The 23,818-nt window shown below is 33.6% G+C and carries 25 protein-coding genes; 10 read left to right on the top strand and 15 right to left on the bottom strand.

Annotated elements, in window-relative coordinates:
• Both BALOs_RS04100 and mbhE read right to left on the bottom strand, forming a co-directional pair.
• Complete coding sequence (locus BALOs_RS04100; protein WP_120404369.1) at window positions 1-426, bottom strand: MnhB domain-containing protein; 426 nt, start codon at window positions 424-426, stop codon at window positions 1-3.
• The gene (gene mbhE, locus BALOs_RS04095; RefSeq protein WP_162929539.1) at window positions 419-2,458 is read right to left on the bottom strand and encodes a hydrogen gas-evolving membrane-bound hydrogenase subunit E; all 2,040 of its coding nucleotides are present in this window, start codon (window positions 2,456-2,458) and stop codon (window positions 419-421) included. The genes BALOs_RS04100 and mbhE overlap by 8 nt, the downstream gene beginning before the upstream one ends.
• Before the next feature lie 217 nt (window positions 2,459-2,675).
• On the opposite strand from mbhE, the gene BALOs_RS04090 reads away from it, so the two are divergent.
• Window positions 2,676-3,572, top strand: a complete 897-nt coding sequence (locus BALOs_RS04090; RefSeq protein ID WP_115361219.1) for a LysR substrate-binding domain-containing protein — start codon at window positions 2,676-2,678, stop codon at window positions 3,570-3,572.
• 29 nt (window positions 3,573-3,601) lie between these two features.
• Here BALOs_RS04090 and BALOs_RS04085 read toward each other — a convergent pair whose 3' ends face one another.
• The 10 genes from BALOs_RS04085 to BALOs_RS04035 form a co-directional block, all read right to left on the bottom strand.
• Complete coding sequence (locus tag BALOs_RS04085; RefSeq protein ID WP_115361221.1) at window positions 3,602-3,829, bottom strand: hypothetical protein; 228 nt, start codon at window positions 3,827-3,829, stop codon at window positions 3,602-3,604.
• A gap of 252 nt (window positions 3,830-4,081) precedes the next feature.
• Window positions 4,082-4,420: a hypothetical protein gene (locus tag BALOs_RS04080; protein ID WP_120404367.1), complete on the bottom strand. Its 339-nt coding sequence runs from the start codon at window positions 4,418-4,420 to the stop codon at window positions 4,082-4,084.
• A 1-nt stretch (window position 4,421) separates the two neighbouring features.
• Complete coding sequence (locus tag BALOs_RS04075) at window positions 4,422-4,781, bottom strand: DUF6488 family protein (RefSeq protein ID WP_120404366.1); 360 nt, start codon at window positions 4,779-4,781, stop codon at window positions 4,422-4,424.
• Window positions 4,782-4,790: 9 nt separating this feature from the next.
• A complete protein-coding gene (locus tag BALOs_RS04070; RefSeq protein WP_115361229.1) occupies window positions 4,791-5,561 on the bottom strand; it encodes a HupE/UreJ family protein in 771 nt (256 codons plus the stop codon).
• A 43-nt stretch (window positions 5,562-5,604) separates the two neighbouring features.
• On the bottom strand, window positions 5,605-5,979 hold the full coding sequence (locus tag BALOs_RS04065) for a hypothetical protein (RefSeq protein WP_162929538.1): 375 nt from the start codon (window positions 5,977-5,979) through the stop codon (window positions 5,605-5,607).
• A 90-nt stretch (window positions 5,980-6,069) separates the two neighbouring features.
• Window positions 6,070-6,540, bottom strand: a complete 471-nt coding sequence (locus BALOs_RS04060) for a hypothetical protein (RefSeq protein ID WP_115361233.1) — start codon at window positions 6,538-6,540, stop codon at window positions 6,070-6,072.
• A 69-nt stretch (window positions 6,541-6,609) separates the two neighbouring features.
• Window positions 6,610-6,882, bottom strand: a complete 273-nt coding sequence (locus BALOs_RS04055; RefSeq protein ID WP_115361235.1) for an RNA-binding protein — start codon at window positions 6,880-6,882, stop codon at window positions 6,610-6,612.
• 250 nt (window positions 6,883-7,132) lie between these two features.
• Entirely contained in the window at window positions 7,133-7,342 is a 210-nt protein-coding gene (locus tag BALOs_RS04050) for a DUF4177 domain-containing protein (protein WP_115361237.1), read from the bottom strand.
• 12 nt (window positions 7,343-7,354) lie between these two features.
• Complete coding sequence (locus BALOs_RS15150) at window positions 7,355-9,676, bottom strand: NeuD/PglB/VioB family sugar acetyltransferase (RefSeq protein ID WP_162929537.1); 2,322 nt, start codon at window positions 9,674-9,676, stop codon at window positions 7,355-7,357.
• Window positions 9,676-11,478 carry a polysaccharide biosynthesis protein gene (locus tag BALOs_RS04035; protein ID WP_162929536.1) on the bottom strand — a complete coding sequence of 601 codons (1,803 nt, stop codon included), beginning with the start codon at window positions 11,476-11,478 and terminating at the stop codon, window positions 9,676-9,678. Before BALOs_RS04035 ends, BALOs_RS15150 begins: the two co-directional genes overlap by 1 nt.
• Before the next feature lie 400 nt (window positions 11,479-11,878).
• On the opposite strand from BALOs_RS04035, the gene BALOs_RS04030 reads away from it, so the two are divergent.
• The 4 genes from BALOs_RS04030 to BALOs_RS04015 are packed head-to-tail and all read left to right on the top strand — an operon-like array spanning window position 11,879 to window position 16,619.
• Window positions 11,879-12,802: a hypothetical protein gene (locus BALOs_RS04030; protein ID WP_162929535.1), complete on the top strand. Its 924-nt coding sequence runs from the start codon at window positions 11,879-11,881 to the stop codon at window positions 12,800-12,802.
• Entirely contained in the window at window positions 12,792-13,994 is a 1,203-nt protein-coding gene (locus tag BALOs_RS04025) for an O-antigen polymerase (protein WP_120404362.1), read from the top strand. Before BALOs_RS04030 ends, BALOs_RS04025 begins: the two co-directional genes overlap by 11 nt.
• A complete protein-coding gene (locus tag BALOs_RS04020; protein WP_120404361.1) occupies window positions 13,987-15,216 on the top strand; it encodes a glycosyltransferase family 4 protein in 1,230 nt (409 codons plus the stop codon). Before BALOs_RS04025 ends, BALOs_RS04020 begins: the two co-directional genes overlap by 8 nt.
• A complete protein-coding gene (locus BALOs_RS04015) occupies window positions 15,216-16,619 on the top strand; it encodes a right-handed parallel beta-helix repeat-containing protein (RefSeq protein WP_120404360.1) in 1,404 nt (467 codons plus the stop codon). The genes BALOs_RS04020 and BALOs_RS04015 overlap by 1 nt, the downstream gene beginning before the upstream one ends.
• Here BALOs_RS04015 and BALOs_RS04010 read toward each other — a convergent pair.
• From BALOs_RS04010 to BALOs_RS04000, 3 genes are read right to left on the bottom strand one after another with little or no spacing between them, the layout of a single operon-like run.
• On the bottom strand, window positions 16,616-17,128 hold the full coding sequence (locus tag BALOs_RS04010; RefSeq protein WP_115361251.1) for a polysaccharide biosynthesis/export family protein: 513 nt from the start codon (window positions 17,126-17,128) through the stop codon (window positions 16,616-16,618). The two genes, BALOs_RS04015 and BALOs_RS04010, sit on opposite strands and share 4 nt — an antisense overlap.
• Window positions 17,129-17,156: 28 nt before the next feature.
• Window positions 17,157-18,635 carry a hypothetical protein gene (locus BALOs_RS04005; protein ID WP_120404359.1) on the bottom strand — a complete coding sequence of 493 codons (1,479 nt, stop codon included), beginning with the start codon at window positions 18,633-18,635 and terminating at the stop codon, window positions 17,157-17,159.
• A complete protein-coding gene (locus BALOs_RS04000; RefSeq protein WP_120404358.1) occupies window positions 18,632-19,348 on the bottom strand; it encodes a hypothetical protein in 717 nt (238 codons plus the stop codon). Before BALOs_RS04000 ends, BALOs_RS04005 begins: the two co-directional genes overlap by 4 nt.
• Window positions 19,349-19,516: 168 nt before the next feature.
• Between BALOs_RS04000 and BALOs_RS03995 the strand changes: the two genes are divergently transcribed.
• From BALOs_RS03995 to BALOs_RS03975, 5 genes are read left to right on the top strand one after another with little or no spacing between them, the layout of a single operon-like run.
• Window positions 19,517-19,957: a hypothetical protein gene (locus BALOs_RS03995; protein WP_120404357.1), complete on the top strand. Its 441-nt coding sequence runs from the start codon at window positions 19,517-19,519 to the stop codon at window positions 19,955-19,957.
• The gene (locus BALOs_RS03990) at window positions 19,954-20,334 is read left to right on the top strand and encodes a PilZ domain-containing protein (protein WP_120404356.1); all 381 of its coding nucleotides are present in this window, start codon (window positions 19,954-19,956) and stop codon (window positions 20,332-20,334) included. The genes BALOs_RS03995 and BALOs_RS03990 overlap by 4 nt, the downstream gene beginning before the upstream one ends.
• Window positions 20,335-20,347: 13 nt before the next feature.
• On the top strand, window positions 20,348-21,631 hold the full coding sequence (locus BALOs_RS03985; protein WP_120404355.1) for a nucleotide sugar dehydrogenase: 1,284 nt from the start codon (window positions 20,348-20,350) through the stop codon (window positions 21,629-21,631).
• On the top strand, window positions 21,631-22,665 hold the full coding sequence (locus BALOs_RS03980; RefSeq protein WP_120404354.1) for an NAD-dependent epimerase/dehydratase family protein: 1,035 nt from the start codon (window positions 21,631-21,633) through the stop codon (window positions 22,663-22,665). Before BALOs_RS03985 ends, BALOs_RS03980 begins: the two co-directional genes overlap by 1 nt.
• Before the next feature lies 1 nt (window position 22,666).
• Complete coding sequence (locus tag BALOs_RS03975) at window positions 22,667-23,818, top strand: glycosyltransferase family 4 protein (RefSeq protein WP_162929534.1); 1,152 nt, start codon at window positions 22,667-22,669, stop codon at window positions 23,816-23,818.

Genomic DNA, 23,818 nt, shown 5'->3' with positions numbered 1-23,818 from the left:
TTATTGTTTATTCCTCTTTGAAAAGTCGACAAATTTCACATAGGCCATTGTTGTACTAGTAGAAACAATTGCAAAAACAATTGAATCAAATAGTAGAACCGAACTTACTTTTCCAGCGATAGGAAAAGGTATCTTAGTCCATATAGCACTTAAACCGGACTTACCTATAAACATTGGTGTGATGAAAACAAGTACTAGCAATAGAATACAAATGGCAACGATTGAAGAATAATTATCGTTCAACCACATCTTAGTTCTTGATTCACTTCGGGCAATGATGTGAAGGATCAAAGCTAAAGACATAAGTAGCCCACCAATAAAACCTCCACCAGGAAGATCATGTCCTCTTAAAAGAAAGATAAGCGAAAGTATTCCTAAAAGCGGACAAACGACTTTAAAACTTCCTCGAATTAAAGATTCATTCACGTTTACCTCGCTTTGAGAAGATCGCTAAAACACCAATGATTGCGATAGCAACAACTAGAACTTCTCCAAAAGTATCCATCGCTCGATAATCCACTAAGATAACGTTTACGACATTCTCCCCTTTTGCAAGAATCTTTGAGTTTTCAAAGAAGTATCGACTAGCACTCAAATCAAACTTCATGCGATTTGCTATTGCAAATAACCATAGAGATAAACCAAAAAGTAATGCTACGATGAAATTGTTGAGTTTTATATTTCGCCTATAATTATCTCCATTAATCGGTACAGCCTTTATCAAAAAGAAAACAAAGAAGAGAGAAAGTGTTTCAACCATTAGCTGTGTCATACTCACATCAGCGGCACTATGATAACCAAAGAATACGACTAAGAAGAAACCTGATATAACAAAGTAAAGGATTGCTTTAATATCAGAACGACTTAAGTATGCAAAAATAAGACCTCCTAGAACACCAGCTAAACATAAGGCCTTAGAAAGTGTAAGGTCTATCTCAGGGATACTTATATTTGATATTCCAAATTGAGTACTTATAGTAAGTATTGCAAGGAATCCAACCGTACATCTTATATAGTGAGCAAAGTCTCCATTTACCATAAGAGAGTTCATCTTTTTGAATATATCAAGTGTAAAATGAAGAGCTTTTACAAGCTTCGGCCATGGACTAAATTCAGAATACTTTTGAGATAATCGATCAAAACTTACAAAGTACTTATCGAGGATAAAACTTCCTGAAATACTTCCTAGAATTGTTATAAGACTTAAGATAAGAACAATATTGTAAGGATATTCAAACCCATGCCATAACTTAATATGTGTATTGTCGTTGAAAAGGCCAGTATCAATTAAAACACCATCTGAAATACTACCTAAACCAAATAAATTAGGAGCGATCGCAACTAGTAAGGCCATCAATGAATATAATAATGGTGAGATCAGTAAGCTCTTATAACCTTTAGCATGAATTGATCTTTCTTTGTCGACACGCTTTCTAGGCCAAGTAACTCGCAAGAGATTAATTGCTTGAATTCCCATAAAGAGATTACCTAGAAAGAATGTCGGAGTAACAATCCATAAAAATTCAGATTTAATACTCGTTGTATAAATAAACTCTTTAGCATAAAAGCCGATACTCAAAGGAAACCCAACCATACTCATGGCACATAAAAGAGCAATAATGAATGGTAGGATACTTTTATTCTCACTATTAATAAGATCTTCACGCTCCATCGTATTGTAAGCTTTTGCAAAATAGCCGACAAATTGGAATAGGCCAGCTTTATAAAAAGCATGCGCAACTACGAGTAAGACAAAACTTATCATAGAGTAATCACTAGCAAGTCCAAGTAGAATAGCTAGCATACCGAGGATACAAATAGTTGAGTATGCCAACATGGTCTTAAAATTACCCTGTAAAAGGCATTGAAATCCACCATATAAAACAGTAATGACACCTGAATAAACAAATAGGTCTTGCCATAGAATACTTTGAGAAAATAATGGAAATATTTTAACACCTAATAGCAAACCGGCCTTTACCATAGTCGCTGAGTGTAGAAAACTACTTACAGGAGTAGGACCGGCCATGGCCAGTGGTAGCCAATAAGAGAATGGGAAGAGAGCAGACTTTGAAGCAATTCCTATAAATATTGCAAAAAGTGATAAGTTAAAATATTCATGTTGATGAAAGTTTGTAACCTTAAATAACGTTGGTAAGTGAAGAGATTCAAAAAATGTTAAACCCGATTCCATCCCTATTTGAGAAGTCATCATTATTCCGGCCAAAAGAAAGAGTCCACCTCCAACAGTAGTATAGAGGGCCCACTTCGCCTTCTCCTTAACTTGTGAGTCTTCATTCTTAAGTCCAATCAAGAAGAACGAAGTAACACTTGTCATTTCCCAAAATAAATAAAGTAGTAATAGGTTTGCGGAATATATAATTCCAAACATTGAAATAGTAAAAAGAGTAAGGGATGTATAAAAAACAGTTTTAACTCGAGAAGAATAGCTCTTCATGTAAAAGTAACTATATAGAAAAACCCCCACCCCTATTATGGCAACAAGAGTGCCAAATAAGTTATCTATACTTGTAGCTGAAAATAAATTATCCATTAGTATTTTCAATGTGTTCCTTCGTACAAACTTACAAATTTGATTTTAACAGCATTATAAGATATTAATAAAATATATAAAAATAATCTTTAGTATTGAAAAAATTAATAAAAGGTTAAGTATGAAATGGATTAATTATCATCATCTTATATACTTCAGAGAAATTGCCAGACAAGGCAGTATATCTAAAGCTTCAGAGGTTTTAAAGGTTGGACAGCCCGCCTTAAGTACTCAACTAAAAAACCTAGAGGAATACTTGGGTGTACAGCTCTTTGAACGTAAAAGAAGAAAAATGGTATTAACAGGGCCTGGAAAAGTTGTACTTGAGTACGCCTCTAAGATAAACTCACTAGGTCAAGAGTTAATAGAGTTAATTGATGACAAGGTGTTTACTAATGAAATTCACCTAAGCATTGGTGCGCTTGATAGTATACCTAAGCACTTAATATGTGACATTGTTGACTTGGCCCATCGTAAGACGGGATGCTTCCTTTCAATTTACGAAGGATCTCCTGATGAACTGTTAAGGCAGTTAAAGACACATCAAATCGAAGTCATGATATCGGATCAAGAAATTAACAAGCTAGAAAGACATAATATCTTTTCCAAAAAAATATTAACAAAACAAATTAGTGTCTACGCTTCAGCTGAATATGAACATTTAAAGAAGGGATTTCCTAAATCACTTGATGGTGCACCTTGCATTGTTCCAACTTCCCATTCAAAAATTAGAAGCGATGTTGAATATTTCATGCATGAAAAAGGAGTAAGGCCAAAGATTATTGCAGAAACTCAAGATACTTCGCTTCAAAGAATCTTAGCAACACGAGGCGATGGTCTAATCTTCTTACCTAGTTTCATTACAAAAGATCTCGTAAATGATAAAAAGCTTGTAAAAATTGGCAATCTGAAAGGTGTAACGACTAGTTATTATTTGATATATAGTAAGAGAATTATTGAGAATCCAGCTTTGGACTTCATTCTTAAGCAGAACTTTGAGAGAATGAGGCTACGTTAATTAAAATCATAGCCTCATATTTTTAACTGTTAAGTCTTTTTGTACTTGTCTGCATTAGACAATTGTTCGTTTTTCTTTTTTGCCACTAAATGATCGGCCGTAACGCCTTTGTTCTTATCTTCTCTTTTATTCATTTTTCCGGCATTAATACGATAGTCTCGTTTCGATGATCTTACTTTAATAAATTTTTGTATCGAAATATACACTCCGATCACAGCTAAGCATGAAAGTAAGAAAATGATTTCGTTGGCACTCATTAAATGCTCCTTTGTTTATACCTTGTCTTAATATACAGGAACAAGTCACTTCAATAAAATATATATTGCCAATAGGATGTATTAATTTATTCAATAGTATTTTTTTCAACTTTAATTTACTTATGAATAATAACAAGCCCTTAACAAGAAATGTCAGGAAATATTATGATTGTATAAAGGATTCATTCATTACTGGAGTGATTTGAGCAAGAAAGAAGAGGGAGAATGTTAACCTCCCTCTGTGATATGTCTTTAGAAGAATTTTACAACGTAAGTGTGAACAAAGTAGCCTACACCCAAGAGAACAATACCGCTTGAATAACAACTCCAAAACCCTAGATTAAATTTTTGTGCCAAAAGAAATGGAACAAAGAATAATAGAGAGACAGGAATTGCAACGAATACACTTTTTGCATATTCAACAGACTGACTTGAATCTCCCCATTCCAAATGAGAAAAAGCTAAAGCTAGTAATGTCGTTAAGGGAAGGGCCGTAATAAAGCCGGCCAATCCAGTCTTCTTACCTGATAACCACGAAACAAAACTAATTAATACAGCCGCAATTACTGTCTTTCCTATTGCTAACCACATATTACTTCCCCGTAAAGTTTGCTGCAACAAACGCACCTGTTAGTTTTAAAAAGATATAAAGCTTCTTACCTTTTACACCTTTTTCATTATTAAATGTAACAACCCATTCAGTCTTCTTACCAAATACTTTCTTTACTGATGTATCATAACTTGCAGCCTTCCATGACTTATCAATCTTGCCAGAACTAATAAGTCTTAGCATATGATACTTTCCAACTTCTTTACTCTTTTCTTTAGAGATTGAAACTTTTTTATGAGAGTGACTATGGCCATGAGAATGTCCATGACCATGTGAATGACCAGTTCCTGCAAATGTCAGACTACTTACACAAAGTAGAATTGAAAGTGATAGTTTTTTCATATTTTCTCCTTATAAATTATCATGTTGATATTCTTGCTCATTTTCTAATTTCATATGGTGGTGCATATGATTGTCTTCACTAAAGCCAAACTCATCTGGCCCAGAGGTATGAAGATAGCCATGTAATTGCATTAGAAGAAGCATGAAACCTGCTAGCATTATCCCATCATTAAATACTCGTGAGAGCCTTTTAAACATATGATGACGACGTAATTGTGTGATAATCAAAAGCATAATCGCAAGGGCCACGATCTGCCCAAGTTCAACCCCAATATTAAAAGAAATAATTCGCATTAGCATACCACTTCCCTTCTCTCCTAGAGGAAGTTGTTGTAGACGAGTAGAAAGGCCAAAACCGTGTATTAGACCGAAGATAAAGACCATCCACAATAAACTTGGCGACTTATTCATTCCAAAGTACTCTTGAAAACCTTTATTATTATCAAATCCCTTGTAAATAACAGAAATAGCAATAACAGCATCGACTAACCAATAATTAGCTGTAATCCCCATAAAGGTTGCAAAGATTAAAGTAATACTGTGACCGAGTGTAAATATACTTATAAATCGCACAATATCTTTAAATGTTTTTAAAAAGAAGATAACCCCAAATAAGAAAAGTAAGTGGTCATATCCTGTAATCATATGCTCAGCACCAAGCCAAACATACCTTAAAAGGCCACCATCTATCATGGCCTGTTTTGCTTCTTCACTAATTCCGTGTGCAAATAGATTTGCAGAAAAAAGAAGAGGCACAAATCCGCGTATTAGCTTAGACATAAATTCTCCTAGTAAAAAAATATAAAGATGAATCGTTATTTTTTTAACAAATAGGAGGCTTAAACAAGTTATTAGGTAAGAATTTTGAAACGAGGCTTTTTTCCAAGAATGTACTTTTATTGACTTCGAGAAATGGAGTCGTAAAGATTATCTTAGAAAGATTATATATTTGAAATTCTGAGTTAGAGATTTTTCTCGTACCATGGTGATGCTCGTGCTCTTGACCATCTTCAGAGTGTTTATGTGAATGAGTGTGGGGTTCATCATCAATATTATCATGATGAGTTTGGTTTATATTCTGATATTTAATTAGATGTTGATCAACCGTACTAACCCCATCATAAATAGAAGCAATTGCCTTTGCCTGAACACACAGACAAATTATCAGTATAAATATATTTAAATAAAGCTTCACCACCTAGCTATTTTAATAGAATTCTTAATATATAGTAAAGAAGTAAAGCCCTTTATAAGGAATAATTGCGTCATTACCGAGAGGTATTAATCATTAGCACATATGACCGCTTACGATACCCTGTGCATTTTTCATTGATGTCTCATATGTATGAGAAACTTCATGAACAAGACTATCAACGCAGCACTCAAGCATGTCCTTATCTTGTAAACTTAAAACTTCTTGATTTGTTAACTTAGCAATCGTATTGATAATGTAAATCAAATCAAGTCTTGTAACTTCATGGTTATGATAATCAAGATTGAAATCAAATTCATTACAATTGATCTTCTTTTCTAGATTGATCAAAGCCTGCTGTAGTTTGTTTTCACAAGTAGCGATACGAATATCTTCTAAATGAGAAATTGAGATAAATTTTGTAATCCCCTCTTTTTCGAATCTAATTTCAAAAAAGTCACTAATACCATCATACATTTTAAAGATATTAGTAATTTCACCAACACCACTTTCTAAAGAATAAACCTTGGTTTTATTTTTAATATAGTCATTTAAATCGATAATCATACTTTCCCCTTTGATTAGAACTTTATTGTAATGGCGCCATAAATGACGCCCAGTTGTTCAAATAAAGGACTAGTAACGATTAGTTCTTTCTTTAACTCGTGTTTTTGCTAGATTAACAATTAATGGTCTTCCCATAAATTCTTGGTCATGAAGTTCAGTTATAGCTTTTTTAGCATCTTCTCCATTTTCCATTTCAATAAATCCAAAGCCTCTACCACGGCCAGAGTCACGATCTCTAATTAGGTTGATACTTACAACTTCTCCAACATTAGAAAAAAGTGTTTTTAATTCAGAATCTTCAATATTATATGAAAGGTTTCCTACGTAGATGTTTGATTTCATTTTTACCTCCAAGGTAAGTGATGAGACTATGATGTCTCTCTCGTAAAAGGTTACGAGTTATATTTAAAATATTTTGGTCTAGAGAAGTTTATAAAACAGTGATGATGAGCTACTTGAGCTATAAAGACGTCTTCGGACTCTCTTAGTATACACTACAATGTCTTTAATAACAAACAAATGCTTATGATCTATGATTACACAGCCTTAGATGATGATATTTTATAAAAGAAGGATTTATAGAGTACTCGCTTTATCTTCCTACAGTGAGAATAACTGTCTCTCTTTGCCAAAATAAGAGAAATCGCTTTTTTTCGATTACTTGAAAAACGACCTGCCAACCTTGTGTGGCCAAGAAATTAATTCTAGCTTCTAGTTTTTTTACAGGAATATTAGAGGCGCCTAAGAATACCGTTCCTAGGCCACCTTCTGAGATTGTTTCGACTTTATACTCTTTAAACATTAACGACCTATTCTATGCAACAGCAAGTTGAGGCTTTAGTAAATCGATAACCTCGATAAGGTTTTTCGATACAAAATCAACTTCTTCTTTTGTCATCATTCCATGAAAAGGAAGAGCTAGTGTTCGTGTACTAATATCAATTGTATTTTCTAGCCCAGAGGTATCTACTTTAAAGTTTTTCATAAATGGTTGCTCATGTATTGCATCAAAGTATGCACGAGCAGGAATCTCTCTTTTTTCAAGCTCTTCAATAACTGCATCTCGGCTTATACCACGTCCAAGTTTGACTACATAGACAAACCAGCTCATCGTCACCCCTTCATCAATTACTTGAAGAGTAAGATTATCATGCCCCTTTAGGGCGTCATTATACATATGAGCAACGCGCTCCCTATCATCAAGAATTTTATCGATCTTGTTAAGTTGAGTAACTCCAAGTGAAGCACTTAGCTCACTCATTCGGCAATTAAACCCTAGAAAGTCGTGTTTGAGCCATCCCCCCATACTACTTCTTCCTTGGTTTCTTAAGGCCCTTACATGCATTGCGACTTCTTCGTTATCAGTAACAAGTATTCCACCCTCACCTGTTGTGATTTGCTTATTTGGATAAAACGCAAATGTAGAAACATCTGCAAATGTACCAACCATTTTTCCATCTATTTTTGCACCTAGTGCTTCACAAGAGTCATCTATCGTTTTGAGGTTGTGTTTCTTAGCAATTCTACAAATCTCTTTCCAATTTGCAGGATGACCAAAGATATCAACACCAAGAATAACCTTAGTTTTATCCGTTATCTTTGCTTCAATATCTCTAGGACATACACAATGAGTAACGTCTTCAATATCAGCAAAGACAGGAGTTGCACCTGCATGAAGAATAACTGAAACAGATGAAACAAAAGTATAAGAAGGTACAATTACTTCATCTCCCTCTCCTACGCCAAGGGCAAGAAGAGCTAAATAAAGAGCAGAAGTACCAGAGCTTACAGCGACTGCTTCTTTAACTCCAATATAATCCTGAATATTTTTTTCAAACTCTTCAACCTTTGGCCCAAGAGAAAGAATGCCACTTTCTAAAACTGAAACAACGCCGTCAATATCATCTTTTTCAATAACAGGCTTTGCCATTGATAATCTAATATCTGCTTTTTCAACTTCTTTATTCACAGGTAATCTCCTTACTGGCTGACCTATATAAGTCCCCGGCTTATCAATATTTTTAATAACACTAGAATTAAGTCCAATAACAACTTCAGAACATATTTTTACAAGAGGTTTTACGACAGAGCCTGCTCCAACCATAGTCAACTCACCAATATGAACTCCTCCGCAAAGAGTTGTATTAGGACAAATATGTGAGAAGTCCTCAACGACACAATCATGCTCAACAATAGATCCAGTATTGATAATGACATGATTACCAACGACAGCGTTAGGGCCAATATATGCACCACTTAGAACAACAGTTCCATGGCCAATGACTGCACTTTCATGAATCGTAGCACTAGGATGTATAATCGTTTCCCATTTAGCTGATAAGTCTTGTGAAAGCTTCTTTCTAATTGAATTACTTCCAATTGCTAGAACTCCACGAACTCCTGCGATATTCACAGGCAGAGAATCTGTTAAAATTGCATCTTTATAAGAATGAAGAGCTTGAATATTATCTAAGTTTTTATCATAGATTGCGTATATATCTTGGCCACTCTCCTCGGCCGCAAATTGTACTGAAAGCGAATGGCCACCACCCCCAAATAAATAAAAAGGATGATCGAATCGTTCCATACTCTTTGTTTTACTAGAATTAATACCGACAGGCTTAATCATCTGCTTTATTGTCATTAAAATTATTTTAATATCAAAGAAGAAGGACTGTTTTTCAATATAAGAGATATCAAATTTAAACTTTTCATTCCAAGAAAGAGAGTTTCGACCTGATACTTGAGCAAGACCAGTTAGACCAGGTTTTACATCGTGTCTTCTCGCCTGCTCTTTTGTATAGAATGGTATATATTCTTTAAGAAGTGGTCTTGGGCCTACAACACTTAAGTCACCAAAGAGAATATTAAAGAACTCAGGGAGCTCATCAATGCTAAACTTTCTTAGCATTTTCCCGTAAAAGCCAATTCTTTGTGACTCATCAAGTGAAGTATCAAGACTCATCGTTCTAAACTTAACCATTTTAAAAATTTTATTCTTGTAACCAACGCGCTCTTGTATAAAGAAAATTGGTCGCCCTTGAATAAGTAAACTTAGAAATGATACGAGGACTAAAATAGGAGAAGTAATTGCAATTGCAAAAATTGAAAAAGCAATATCAAAGGCTCTTTTCACTACCCGGCCTCACCAAGCTGAACAATAAAGCCAGACTTATTATTGATCGTATTATTTGTTTCGTTAATTAATTGTGACATCTCCAAAATACAATTCGGGTCATTCTCAATTGCGGCCAGAATAATTTCATTAATACGCTTCATTAGCATTTTACGAGAAATCTCATCATCAACGTTGCTACCACAGTCACAATTTGGAAGTGTGACAATATCATCATGAGAGGTCTGATGTTCCTCACCAGTTAGATAAAGTTCTTCAAAAAGCTTTTCACCTTTTTTCATTCCAGTAAAAACGATATTTAGACTATCAAGAGTCTTTCCCATTGTTTTTGCAAGTCTTTCGACAATATCAATGATACGAATAGGCTCACCCATCTTCAAAACACATAACGAAGCATTCTCAGACACTGTTAAGCTATTTAAAACAAGTCCCACAGCTTCAGGAATAGTCATAAAATAGCGTTTCATTCGAATATCAGTAATAGTTACTTTTTCATTATTTAAGATCTGATCCATTACAATTGGGATTAGTGAACCACTTGATCCTAAAACGTTTCCAAAGCGTACTGCACGATACTCACAACTACTCTCCTTTGCATAACAAGCTAAAAGGATTTCACATAACCTCTTAGTTGCACCCATTACAGAAGTTGGATTAACGGCCTTATCTGTTGAGATTAGTATAAAGCTCTTTATTGGAAATTCTTTTGAAAGATCTAGTAAGTTCTTAGTACCTAAAACATTATTTACGATTGCTTCTTTTGGATTACTCTCCACTAGTGCCACATGCTTATAGGCTGCTGCATGAAAAATATAATCAGGACATGAAGCTTGAAAGCAGCTTCGTAAGGCTTCCATATTTGTGATATCAATCATGCGTGGAATAATCTTTGTATTTTCAAGGTTTAATGCTTTAACCTCATTTGTAATTTTAAATAAGTTGTACTCACAATTTTCAATTAGAACAATTTCTTCAGGCTGCATTAATGTCAATTGTCTAACTAATTCTGAACCGATACTTCCACCTGCTCCAGTTACACATACTTTTGCAGATCCAATTGAAACGGCCAGCTCAGAGAGGTCCACTTCCTTAGGCTCTCTCCCAAGAAGTGAATTAAGCTCTAATTTATTAATTTTAAAGTTTTGACCCGAAAATAGGTTTGCTTCTGAAATCGTAACTGATAGCTCATTACAGACATCTTTAATAAGCTTAGACTTATTAAAATAGTTGCAATCAATAATGATAACTTCTTTGATTTTAAATTCTTGGATCACTTCTTTTAAGTTCTCAATCTTTCCAAGAACCTTAAACTTTCCTTTAACGAGATTGACATCAAAATCATCAACGAACCCAACGATATTATGTGTTTCTTTATTAACATGATTTGCTAGAGAGACTGCTTTCTTATCGCTTCCAACAATAAGTGTTCTTTGAAAGTTGTGATTGTTTGTGTTTTCAAAAATTAATTTACGAACAATTCTTGAAATAAGCATAGTCACGAGAGATACAGAATAGAGACTGAATAGAAACTGCTGTTCAACATTAAAAACAAAGTGTAATGAGAAGCAAGTTGCAGTTAAAGCAGTAGCTGCTCTTAAGATACTAAAAGGAGTCGTATGCCTCCAAGAGTCTAAGTTACTCTGTGTTACAACACTGAAGAAGATAAAAAGTGAAGTGAATTCAAGATAATTGTCGAAGAAAGACTCTTGTCTCACCAATCCTAAAACTACTAAATATGTATTAATAATTAGCAGATCCAAAACTGGCCTAAAGAATATATTTACGACATAGGAAAAACTCACAAATACCCCACTCAAAAAGTTAAATAAATTTTAGCCATCTGCGATATAAACATCAACAAGGTAAATTTATCCTTAATGTAAATAAACTTGCGTTAAGTTATTATTAATAGGAATGAAGAGCATCTTAAAAAATAAAAGTTTGCCTATTTTTAATACAATAGGAATCGTTTCATATTCACTATGTCAGTGGGTAATAATTAAGATAATTAGTAATAATTATCCGACGGAGACTCTCGGGGACTACGCACTTTCACTATCTTATCTTGCACCACTCACTCTCTTCTTCTGTTTCTCACTAAGAAACTTTTTTAACAGTCACAATGAAGAAGTAAATGTCTCGGATATTTTTACTCATAGAATAGTGTCAACGATAATTTACTTTCTTTGTTCTTTATTAATATTGAAATTGTTCGTTCCAAACGTTGATAACAGTGTATTTATCCTATTAATGCTAATAAGGGGTGGTGACCTACTCTCTGACTTGGCCTATACAGTTAAACAAAGACAAAAGGATATACGCTATATTGGTCTAAGTCTTTCCTTGAAAAGTCTTTTCATAATCATCATATGTCTTGTGGCCAATATGCAAGCCAATATGGCCATTGATCATTTCTTAATAGGAATACTGTTAATAACAACAATCTTCTTTGCAATTGATCTAAAGGCCTCTATACCAAGCTTTTCTTTTAAAAGTGATTATATTAAGAGAATCACAATCCTAACCACTCCCCTTGCCCTGGCCTCTCTTGTTAACTCTGTAAATGCAAATATTCCACGATACCTTCTGGACTTCTACTATAACAAAACAAGTGTTGCCATCTTTTCAACATTCTTCTTTTTCTATTCTTCAATAATTATAATTACAAACTCGTTCATTCAAGTCTCACTTAATAAATTATCACTATCACTTAATAGTCTGGTAGAGACACGAAAAATGATTAAGTCATATATTATCTTTGCTTTTATGACATCTTCATCATTCATTCTATTTAATGAACTCATTGGGCAATTCATCTACAATTTGATCTTTGGTACGAAATACACTGAGTATGCTCATTACCTACATTATTTGAATATAATCATTCCGCAGGCTATTGCTATTATCATGATAAACTACTTTGTGATTGCTTTAAGATCTTATAAGACGAGCTTTATCTTCACTTCTTTAACCTTAATCGTTCACTTTGCAGTGGCCATGGTTTTAATTAAAGGTAGTGAAATAGAAGGTAGTTTTGATGCATTCATTATTGCTCAGGCATTTTATATTATAATTAATATAGTTTTTATCACAAAGAAAGTTAGAGAATTACGACATGAATTTTGAATTAATCGAATATCATTTTTATCTATGTCTAATAATTCTCGTTATAAAGTTTTTCATCAATGGTTGGAAGGATCATTTAACATACTTTATCCTTTTCTACTTTTTCTTTTCAATGGGCCCGATTCTAAACCTTATCCTTGGAAATGGAATCTACTTTGGAACACCTAAGGACTACATCCATATAGCAAGTACGAACTTCCTATGCGCTATTGCAACGATGTCGATTTTATCTGTGCTAATAAGGCCAAGAAACACAGAAATTGAAGAAGTTAGAGAGAACTTCCCTCTTCTAAACTGGATCTTTATCGCTTTTATTTTCTTAGCATTTTTTAATATTACAAAAATTGTAACGATTGGTCTCAATATAGACAAAGTTACAAAGATCTCATTAATTGGCAATTCGATACACTATATCTATCTCTTACTACAACTATTTCTTACGTCATTTTATTATTTGTGTAGAAAGAATAAAACGAGAAAATTCTATTATTTAAACTTCTTTACTTATATTGCATACTGCTTGGTTACAGGAGAGAGAGATTTCATTTTCCCGTTATTTTCAATCGTAGGACATCTCCTAATTCACCATCGAACAAGTTTTAAAAAGAAGCTAATCTTGACCTCATCACTATCTCTTCTTGGGATTGGTGGTACTTTGATATTCTTATTAAGAGATGCTACTCAGAAAACAACGAACTACATTGAATCATTTCTTAATCAAGGATCACTTTTATTCGTAAACGCGTTTACAGCAAAAATGGTTGATATAAAATATAACTTCTTTTACGGAGAGACCTATCTACACAGCTTCTTAAGTCTACTTCCAAGCTTTATCTATAAATCTTCTTATAATAATCTCGCGTGGCTAAAAGATAATTATGCCCCTGGTGGAGACTCTGGATATGGGTTTGGCCTAGATGCTGAAGGATATATGAATTTTGGATATATTGGCGTTATTATAACATTTGCCATTATCGTTCTAATACAAAGATATTGTAACTATAATATTAATCGTGGAAAGTTCTTTAAATACTATAGTGTATTCTTTCATGGCTTTACGATGTATTGCTTTCGAAATGATTCCTTGGCCTTTTTTAAAGGAAATCTATACGCAATCATCATTTATTTTATAATCATTCAGGCCAATAATTTCATTACGAAAGGACAAGGAAAAGTAGCGACTCATGAATAAAGACATAAGAGTTATGCAAATTATAAAAACAACTGAAGGTGCTAGTTGGGCACTTCATCAAGTAAAGTTTCTTGTTCGTTGTGGAATTGATGTACATGTTATCTTAAATAATAATACTGGTAAATTCTATAATAAATGGAAAGAAAGTGGTGCAACTATATATACCCTAGAGTCAATCTTAAACCCTTTGCACCCTTTTAAAACCCTAAAGTCTATCTTATCTTTAAGAAGATTAATTAAAGAAGTTAATCCTGATATCATTCATAGCCACTTCTTTATCAACACGATTCATATGAGAATGGCATCTTTTAGGTTAAAACCTACTCGAATATTTCAAGTTCCAGGGCCTCTTCATCTTGAACACGCTATCTTTAAATATATCGATCTATTTTCAGCAAGAAAGAATGACCGTTGGATTGCCTCTTCTAAACATATCAAAAGTCTCTATATCAAAAGCGGAATAAATGAAGAGCGTGTCGACCTCAGCTACTACGGTAATGACTATAGTCAATTTAACTCTTCTGATAGTGATCACTTAAAAAGAGATCATCATTTACGAAATAAATACGGATTCAAGGATAGTGACATTGTTATCGGAAATGTATGTTATATCTATCCACCTAAGAAGTTTCTCGGACAAAAAGTAGGCCTTAAAAATCATGAAGTCATGATTAAGGCCATTGAAATTGCCAGGCAACAAGAGCCAAGAATAAAAGGGCTCTTTATTGGTGGACAGTGGGGAGATTCAACTTCATATGAACAATTGCTAAGACGATCAATTCCAGTCGATGAAAGAGAGAATATCGTTATCACTGGAAAGATCCCTCCAAGTGAAGCGGCAAAAGGCTGGCAAAACCTCGACTACGCTATTCACCTGCCCCTTTCAGAAAGCTGTGGTGGTGTTATAGAACCTCTTCTTGCACAAAGACCTGTTATAAGTTGTAAAACAGGAGGTATCCCAGAAATCATTATTGAAGGGTATACAGGCTTTATTACGTCACGAGATAATCCACAAGAAGTTGCTAGTAAAATCCTAGAAGTAATTAAAAATAAGAAGAATGCGATTGAATATACATTAAATGGCAAAAATCTTGTTCTCGATATGTTTAATATTGAAAGGACTGCCAAAGAGATTTTAGAAATATATAAGAAGATTATGAGTATACAGAATTCATATGAAGAATACTCTTCAAAGAAATATCTTAAAAGGGTCAACCCGTAATGAAAAGATCACACTTTTTAAAACTAATTGGACTAAGTATAGCTGCACCAGTATTTGGCCAAACAAGTACGAAGAAAAACTCTAAGACAAATACAAATCGTGATAAACGCGCCGATGACATAACAAATTATGGAGCATTAAGTGATGGAAAAACAGATGCCTCAAGTGCTATCAGGGCATGTTTAAAAGCAAACTCAAGTGCCTACATACCTATGACGACACACGGTTTTATCGCCGGTGATATCGTTGTGAATCAATCGAAAATACACGGTAATGGAACACTTATTCGCAAAAACAAATCAAGCTATACTCTCCTAACCAAGGGGAGCAATTGTGAAGTTAATGGGATTGTTTTTAAATCACAAGGTTCAAAGTACACCAATGGAGTTTCTGACATTATTATTGGAGAAAGTAGCAAAAGTATTAGAATTCATAATTGTAAATTTGAAAGTAGCCATTACTGTACTATCTCAGCAGATAAAAATTCTGATTCAGATCTTAAATTAACTTATAAGTCCCCTGTTAAATCAATTGTCATCTCTAAAAATATATTCAGCGGAAAATATTCAAGGGCCCTATATCTACACAGTGTTGAGGATCTCCAGATTATCGACAATATCATTAAGGAGACTTTATATGATGGTATTAGATTAAGGCAGAGAATTAAGAAATGTATTATTTCAAAAAACTTATTTAATGATATCGGAATAAAGAAACATCAAGACTCACAAGATGCAATTGATACTTACTGGAGTGGAGAGGAGCTGATTATAAGTGATAATATCATTAAGAATTGCTCTAAGAATGCTATCGAAGTTAAGGGAGTCTCTCCGGATAGCACTGGTGCTACTGGAAAAGTGGTGATTTCAGGAAATGAGATTTTAAACACCGCTTATAGCGCTATTCACATATCTTCAGGAGCTAGCAAAACAACAAAGGTAAAAGACTTTGTCATTGCCAATAATATTATCAAAAAAGCAGGTACGGTTGGTGCCAAGAGAGGAAATGCTGCAATTTTCATAAGACATGGAGTTGAGAGTCTAGTTATTAGCTCCAATATTATTAGTGAGAATAATTCTAGAGGAATCTTCTTAGCGAATCTTGAAAAGGATCAAGGTGCCATAAAGAATGTCACGATTTCGGCCAATAATCTCGTTGATAATGGCAATAAGGATGAAGGATATGCAATTCTAAGCTCAGGTGTAGAAAATTGTATTATAAGTGCTAATAATATCGAAAATAAAAATGGACTTCAAAAAGTTGCCATTGCAATTACCGATCAAAAGGGTAAATCTAGCAAGGCCGTTATTAGCAGTAATATAATAAGTTCAAATCACAAGGAAACGATTCTCTACAACAAGAAGAATAAGAATATAAAAGTAGTGAATAATCTAATCAATTAGTCGATTTTCTTATAGATTAAGTATGAACCTAGTGTTGTCGCAAGAATTGAAAGAATTGATGTATACCAAATTCTATTTTCGTAGAATCGCTCTTTTCTTAAGTAGACAACGTCACCTGGCTGTAATTGAAAGTTGTGGCTATTGAAATCACCACCGCTACTAAGATCAAATTCAATTGTCTTAAGCTCTTTTCCACTCTTACGAGTAATTTTAACTTCATTTAAGTTAGCATCACCTGTTGCTCCCCCAGCAAGAGAGAGACCGTTTATTAGGCTTGTTCCCTTTGGAACAAAGTGTAGACCTGCTGATTTTACTTCCCCCCAAAAGTTAGTCGGAATGAGTACTTCATTCTTAACTGACTTTGAAAAATAAAGTGAACCAGACTTCTTCTCAAGTCCTTTTACTTCAGTTGGTAAGACGAGTGAATTTAAGTCAATATTATTGGCCGCTTGCACGACTGGAGTGAAACAAAAGTTCAAGATGATTAAGCTAATAGTGATCAATTTCATAGAAATATCTTAATCAAACAAATAAACCTTAGCAAGAAACTTTTGTTATTTCAGGTGCTATCCCCAGATCTTTTGCGTCATGATAAAGGACTTGTATCTCTTCATGTGAATAGACTCGATCATCGACGAAGTAACAGATGAAACAAGATACGAGGGCCGTGAAAACAGACAGCACTATGCTCAATAAAATCAACAACTTAAGTGTAAATTTCTTTTGATTCTCAATCTTTGGATTTAAAATATTAAAAGTTAAATAATTCTGTATTGAGTTTAGGCTATTGCGCGTTTCTCTAATCTTATTTCTAATATCGACAATAGTATTCTTAAGAGGATTGAGTTGATCATTAGTAATAGTATTAAGATTTCTATCCTTTAATAGCTTATCTCTTTTTATCTTATTCTCACTAATCTGCTCTGTTAATTTACTAATAAGAATACTAAGAGTTTTCTTTTTTTGAATTAACTCAGGAATTTTTTCAAGCTCAATAGCTTTATTCTTCTTATCATCAGTTATTGAGGCATCACTCACCTTAAGTTTCTTAAGCTCATTGGCCAAGTCACTTCGCTGCTTCTTTAAGCTTACAATAATCTCTGAATTACCTGCCAATGAGCCAGACTTTAGTAAATCAATATTCTTAGACACATCTACAATCTGTTGTTCTATTTCAGCTCTCTTTCTAATTAAAGAACGATCCTTTCCAGAAAAGGATACCTTTTTCATTTTTTTGTAAAACTTTAAGTCTGAGTCGACAGAAAAGAGAAGCTCTTTATTCTTTGCAAGGCTCTTTTCCTGCTCTCTTATAACTTCATCAAGGTCAGAGATTCTTGAATCAGCTCCGACATTGATAATATTGTGATTATCTAGGAGTTGCTTTTCATTCTTCTCTAATTCATTTTCAAGTGCCTGGATTTTTTCTTTTGCTAAGATGTAATTAGAATTGAATTTAATGCTTTTTAAATTTTTAACAATAGAATCTTGAATAATTAGAGTCGTAAACTTGTTCTTACCTCTTGAATAAAGAACATAGCCACCATAGCGAGGACTTTGCTTAATGCTATAATTATTTTGAATATTTTCTGCAATATATCGACTAATACACTCTTTATTATACGAACAGTACTCGTACACTGAGCGCAAGTTTTTCTTATCGCCATTATCATCTTCTATATAGAACTCATTAATATCTTCAACGGCCATAATATCCTGAGCAATACTAACTTTAAAGTCCCATCTTTCAACTAAAGAACGATAACTCTTTATTTCATCAATCTTATTAATACCAATTATTTGAGAAATTTTAGATTCTTGATTTACATTATCTAGCTTTGAATTGAAATGAATCTCTCTAACATAGTTCTTGTCTTGATTAACATAAAAGCTAATCAGTGCACCAACACTTACTAAAACACATATTGAATTTACAATCCAATAACGTCTCAATAGAGTAAACAAAAGAGAGAAGTTTATTACTGAATCCTTATCTAAAAGTAGCGTCAGTTTTTTCATATTACTTCCTCTTTAGCGTAAATAACTCCACCTAATTTAACACCTAAAGACTTTAGATATTCAGTACTCTTTTTCACTGTACTAAGTCTAGTTTTACGCTCTCTTACAATGAAGTCACAATGTGAAGAAAGTAAAATAGGAGCTCTATCATCAACACCAAGATCAGTGAGTTCTTTATCATCAAGTAAGAAGATGACCTTATCAAATGTTGAAGTAATCTGTTTCATTGCGCCAGCAAGGGCATGTGAGTTTCCAACAAATAATGAAAGAAAATAGCTATAATTTAAAACTGAAATATTTTCTGATAGTTTTTTTGTATTTAGAGACCTTTTAGTAGGGCCTTTAAGATCTATACTTGCCTCGTTGAGTGTTATGTCTTTAATATTTTCACCTATATCTTGATACGATATAATTAGAACTTTCTTTTTAAAACATACATCAATACAACTTGATATTGATACAATGATATCCTCAAGCCTTTGCTTATCGATCATCCCTACTATAGTTGAAACTTTACTTTCTTCTGATGTCTCACTAATTACGCGAGACATACTATGAAGGTCCTTTCTATTTTTGATACGATAGTAAATAGAACTTAAATCTTTCTTGCCCTCAGAAATATCGACTACATTCTCATTAATGATATTAGGATAATCATTTTGATTATGCATATTTTCAAAAACTAAGATTTTATTTTTCAAGCTACTTGTCATATGACCTCAGGACTTATTTAAAATCAAATTCGCCTTAATTATACATAATATTTATTAACTCTTCCTTAAAGAGGTACTATATTCCACTCTCTAAAAGACATAGTGCAGGACTAGGGCATTTTCTACCACATAGCAGAATATAAATTTTATTGTGCATATAATGAGTGGATGGTTGAAACAAGTCCTACTACAAAACATAATAATATAGACTTTACTAGATTCACTTCTAGCCTGGGCCTATTCATCTCAAAAGACTCTTCAGACTTTATAAAGTGTATATTTAGCGCCCATAAAAGATCATCAAAGCCTGAGTTCCACAAGGGTAATACCTATTCAATCTATGAGATCACTGCCCTTACAAATACTCTTGCTATTACAAACGGAATCATTGATTTAGACGTTGATAATAGAATTGTTGAAAATGGTTCAAGTCTTTCAATGGCCATCATTCTTGATTGGCAGCCCCAATTGAGAAAAGTCGTCACAATAACAATAGACGATGTTCATATGCTTCTTGACGAAGAATTAGAATATTTAAAAACAAAGAATTTTAAAGAAGACGTTAGTAAATATTATCACCGCATACTATATACAAGTGAGTTTAAGTGAAAAAGCACAGTAGAGACTTTCAACGCTACCCATTTGAATCATATAAAATTGTCGCATATACGATTAAAGACAATAAGAGAGTTCAAGTAAAACTAATGAATATAAGCCTAGGTGGCTGTCTCATTAAAACTAATCTAAGTGAAAATATTGATAATCTATATCTCCACCTTGCTGATAAACAAATCAAAATGGAATTAAACCAAGTATGGATCCAAAGTGATGGTGATCATAAACTTATTGGTTTCAAAATAAAGTTTAATGACTACTACAACTTCAACCTATGGAAAAGTTTAGTTCACTCCACTCAGAGAATCGAAGAAAAATATAAAGAAAAGTATAATAAGAAAAAGAAAGAGATAAGAGACGTAAGTCTATAAGCCTGAGGTATTCATGGAAAAGAGCGTGTGTGTAATTGGTCTTGGCTACGTAGGTCTTCCGGTAGCATATAACTTTGCTAAGAAGTATCGTACAATTGGCATCGACATATCAAAAAAACGAGTTGAAGAACTAAGAAATCATCAAGATAGTACACGAGAAATTACGACAGACGAATTAAAAGCGCTTGAAATGAATTTTTCAACAAATATCGAAGATGCGTCTGATTACAACTTTTTCATCGTCACAGTCCCAACACCAATCGACAGTTTTAAAACACCAGATTTAACTCCTGTAATAAGTGCAACTCAGGCAGTTGCAAAAGTTTTAAAAAAGGGAGACACAGTCGTTTATGAGTCAACAGTCTATCCAGGTGTTACAGAAGATATTTGCGCAAAGATATTAGAAGAAAAAACAGGGCTCAAATTTGGAATTGATTTCTTCTTAGGATATTCTCCAGAAAGAATTAATCCTGGAGATAAGGAACACACATTTACAAAAATAACAAAAGTAGTGTCTGGATGCTGTAGCGATAGTCTAAAAGAAATTGCTTCAATGTATGCAAGCGTAATTGAAGCAGATGTTTTTAAAGCGACTTCAATTAAAGTCGCAGAAGCCTCAAAAGTCATTGAAAATATTCAACGTGATGTAAATATTGGTTTAATCAATGAGCTCGCTTTGATATTTGATAAAATGGATATTAATACTAGCGAAGTATTAGAAGCCTCAGGAACAAAGTGGAACTTCTTAAATTTTAAACCAGGTTTAGTTGGTGGCCACTGTATTGGCGTAGATCCCTACTACCTTTCATACAAATCAAAACAACTAGGAATTATTCCACAAATTATAAATGCGGGAAGAAGGGTTAACGATAGCATTGCTACACATGTATCACAAAAGGCAATAAAGCTCCTTATTCAGAATAATGTTAATGTAAAAGGTGCAAATATAGCAGTTTTAGGCTTAACTTTTAAAGAAAACTGTCCCGACTTAAGAAATTCAAAAGTTGAAGATATAATTAGAGAACTCAATGAGTATGCTACAAATACAATTTTAGTGGACCCACATTGTAATCAAGAAGAAGTCCTAATGAAATATGACAAAAAGATTCAAGAGTTTAATAAATTAAGAGATATTGATTTACTCTTAATAAATGTAGCTCATCGAGAGTTCTTGAACCTATCAGAAGAAGATTTAGTAAAAGTCTTTTCGGGAAAACCTCCCATTATAGTTGATGTTAAAAATATTTGCCCAAATACAATTAAAACAAATACCGAATACACATATTGGAGTCTTTAATGGATGAATCCTTACAACTTCTATCAGAGCAACTAAGAGAGAAGCCTAGAAAATGGCTTGTTACTGGTGCCGCTGGATTTATAGGGTCTAATCTTTGTGAGTTCTTATTAAATAATAATCAGATAGTAGTTGGTCTTGATAATTTTTCAAATGGAAGAAGAGAAAATATTGAAGAAGTAAAAATGGTCTGTAATGAACATATTGATAACTTTCACTTCCATGAGGGTGATATTAGAGACTTTGAGACATGTGTGAAAGTCTCAAAAGATGTTGACCACATTCTTCATCAAGCTGCTCTTGGTTCTGTCCCTAGATCAATTAACTCCCCTGACTTAAGTCATCAATCAAATGTTGATGGTACCTTCAATATGCTAAACGCAGCAAGACAAGCAAATGTAAAATCATTTGTCTTTGCTTCAAGTAGTTCAGTTTATGGTGACAATGAAAAAGATTTCAAAATAGAAGATTCAATAGGAACACAATTATCTCCTTATGCAGTAACAAAGCATGTATGTGAGCTCTATGGAAGAGTTTTTAATTTAACTTATGGACTCCCTACAATCGGAATTAGATATTTCAACGTATTTGGGAAAAGACAAGATCCAAACGGAGCTTATGCAGCAGTTATACCAAAATGGATAGAGCGAGCTCTAACCGGTAAAGAACTAGAGATTTATGGAGATGGAGAAACAAGTCGTGACTTCTGCTATATCGACAATGTTATTCAACTAAATATTAAAGCATCTCTAAATACAGATACGAATAACTTTGGACAAATTTATAATTGCGCCCTTAGCAAAACAACATCTCTTAATACACTATCAAAACTCATCCTAGACAATATAAAAGTATACTCAGGAAAAGAGTTAGTAAGTGAAATCACTTACAAGGATTTCAGAAAGGGAGATATAAAGAACTCCCAAGCTAATATTTCTAAAAGCATTGAAAAACTAGGATATCAACCAGAGGTTTATATCGAGGAAGGAATTAAAAGAACTGTTCAATATTATCTTTCTAAAAAAGAGAATATATAAAGTGAAAAGAGTAAATATCACGCTGGATTTTAGATTCGTTAGATATAATGGCCAAGTTTGGACCAAGTCATCGTTCGATTATAAGTTCTGGCAAAGATACCTTATGACATTTGAGCACGTAAATATAATTGCACGGGTAGAAGACACTGACTCACAAGAAGGCCTAAAACCAGTAACAGGAGAAGGTGTATCGTTTACAGAGATCCCCTACTTTCTTGGGCCAAAAGATTACTTCTTTAAAAGAGGAGCAATAAGAAAGAAATTAAAAGAGATTATCTCACCTAATGAAGCTTATATTATGAGAGTTCCATCCACGATAGCAGATATTCTTCAACCACTTCTGATGAAAAATAATATCGAGTATGGAATTGAGTTAGTAGGAAACCCGTACGATACTTTTAAAAAAGGCTCTTACAAACATCCGCTAAGACTTTTTTTCCAGTACTGGCTAACAAAGAATGTGAAAACGCAAATCTTTCATGCAAAGAGTAGCTCCTACGTAACGAAGACTTTTCTTCAGGAACTCTACCCAAATCAAAATAGAGATAAGCAATTTAGCTATTCGTCCATTTCTCTACTTCCAGAGCACATTGTTGCAGAAAAAGAATCTTTTAATAAAAATAAGAAGCTTCTATTTGTTGGTTCTCTTGAGTACTTAGTAAAATCACCTGATACACTAATTAAGGCATTCTACAAGGCCTTACAAAGAAATAAAAACATTAGCCTAACAATAGTTGGAGATGGCAAGGAAAGAGATGGGCTTGAGAGCTTAGTGAAAAGCTTAGGATTAAGTGATAAGGTTACATTTCTTGGCTTTTTAAACGGTGGAGAAGAAGTAAGAGCTGTTCTTGATGAGCACGATATTTATATCCTCACATCAATTTCAGAGGGACTACCACGAAGTATGGTGGAAGCAATGGCAAGAGGACTTCCGTGTATTGGAAGTACAATTGGTGGCATTAAAGAGTTACTTGACTCAGATGACTTAGTTGATCCACAAAGTGTGGAAGAATTAAGTGAGAAGATTCTTGAGTTTTGCTCTAACGATAAAATGCTCAAAGAAAAATCAAAGAGAAATATTGAAGTTGCAAAAACATACCAAAATGAAATCCTTGATCAACAAAGAAAGTCATTTTATCAATCACTCACCTAA

It is taken from the genome of Halobacteriovorax sp. BALOs_7 (assembly GCF_003612895.1).
In the GTDB taxonomy this organism is placed as follows: domain Bacteria; phylum Bdellovibrionota; class Bacteriovoracia; order Bacteriovoracales; family Bacteriovoracaceae; genus Halobacteriovorax_A; species Halobacteriovorax_A vibrionivorans.
This window is presented reverse-complemented; position numbering and strand designations above follow the sequence as displayed.

Excerpts from the sequence above, each read along its gene's own strand:
- mbhE (WP_162929539.1), bottom strand. The coding sequence starts at position 2,458 with ATGAAGAGCTATTCTTCTCGAGTTAAAACTGTTTTTTATACATCCCTT.
- BALOs_RS04090 (WP_115361219.1), top strand. The coding sequence starts at position 2,676 with ATGAAATGGATTAATTATCATCATCTTATATACTTCAGAGAAATTGCC.
- BALOs_RS04085 (WP_115361221.1), bottom strand. The coding sequence starts at position 3,829 with ATGAGTGCCAACGAAATCATTTTCTTACTTTCATGCTTAGCTGTGATC.
- BALOs_RS04080 (WP_120404367.1), bottom strand. The coding sequence starts at position 4,420 with ATGTGGTTAGCAATAGGAAAGACAGTAATTGCGGCTGTATTAATTAGT.
- BALOs_RS04075 (WP_120404366.1), bottom strand. The coding sequence starts at position 4,781 with ATGAAAAAACTATCACTTTCAATTCTACTTTGTGTAAGTAGTCTGACA.
- BALOs_RS04070 (WP_115361229.1), bottom strand. The coding sequence starts at position 5,561 with ATGTCTAAGCTAATACGCGGATTTGTGCCTCTTCTTTTTTCTGCAAAT.
- BALOs_RS04060 (WP_115361233.1), bottom strand. The coding sequence starts at position 6,540 with ATGATTATCGATTTAAATGACTATATTAAAAATAAAACCAAGGTTTAT.
- BALOs_RS04055 (WP_115361235.1), bottom strand. The coding sequence starts at position 6,882 with ATGAAATCAAACATCTACGTAGGAAACCTTTCATATAATATTGAAGAT.
- BALOs_RS04050 (WP_115361237.1), bottom strand. The coding sequence starts at position 7,342 with ATGTTTAAAGAGTATAAAGTCGAAACAATCTCAGAAGGTGGCCTAGGA.
- BALOs_RS04025 (WP_120404362.1), top strand. The coding sequence starts at position 12,792 with ATGAATTTTGAATTAATCGAATATCATTTTTATCTATGTCTAATAATT.
- BALOs_RS04020 (WP_120404361.1), top strand. The coding sequence starts at position 13,987 with ATGAATAAAGACATAAGAGTTATGCAAATTATAAAAACAACTGAAGGT.
- BALOs_RS04015 (WP_120404360.1), top strand. The coding sequence starts at position 15,216 with ATGAAAAGATCACACTTTTTAAAACTAATTGGACTAAGTATAGCTGCA.
- BALOs_RS04010 (WP_115361251.1), bottom strand. The coding sequence starts at position 17,128 with ATGAAATTGATCACTATTAGCTTAATCATCTTGAACTTTTGTTTCACT.
- BALOs_RS04005 (WP_120404359.1), bottom strand. The coding sequence starts at position 18,635 with ATGAAAAAACTGACGCTACTTTTAGATAAGGATTCAGTAATAAACTTC.
- BALOs_RS04000 (WP_120404358.1), bottom strand. The coding sequence starts at position 19,348 with ATGACAAGTAGCTTGAAAAATAAAATCTTAGTTTTTGAAAATATGCAT.
- BALOs_RS03995 (WP_120404357.1), top strand. The coding sequence starts at position 19,517 with ATGGTTGAAACAAGTCCTACTACAAAACATAATAATATAGACTTTACT.
- BALOs_RS03985 (WP_120404355.1), top strand. The coding sequence starts at position 20,348 with ATGGAAAAGAGCGTGTGTGTAATTGGTCTTGGCTACGTAGGTCTTCCG.
- BALOs_RS03980 (WP_120404354.1), top strand. The coding sequence starts at position 21,631 with ATGGATGAATCCTTACAACTTCTATCAGAGCAACTAAGAGAGAAGCCT.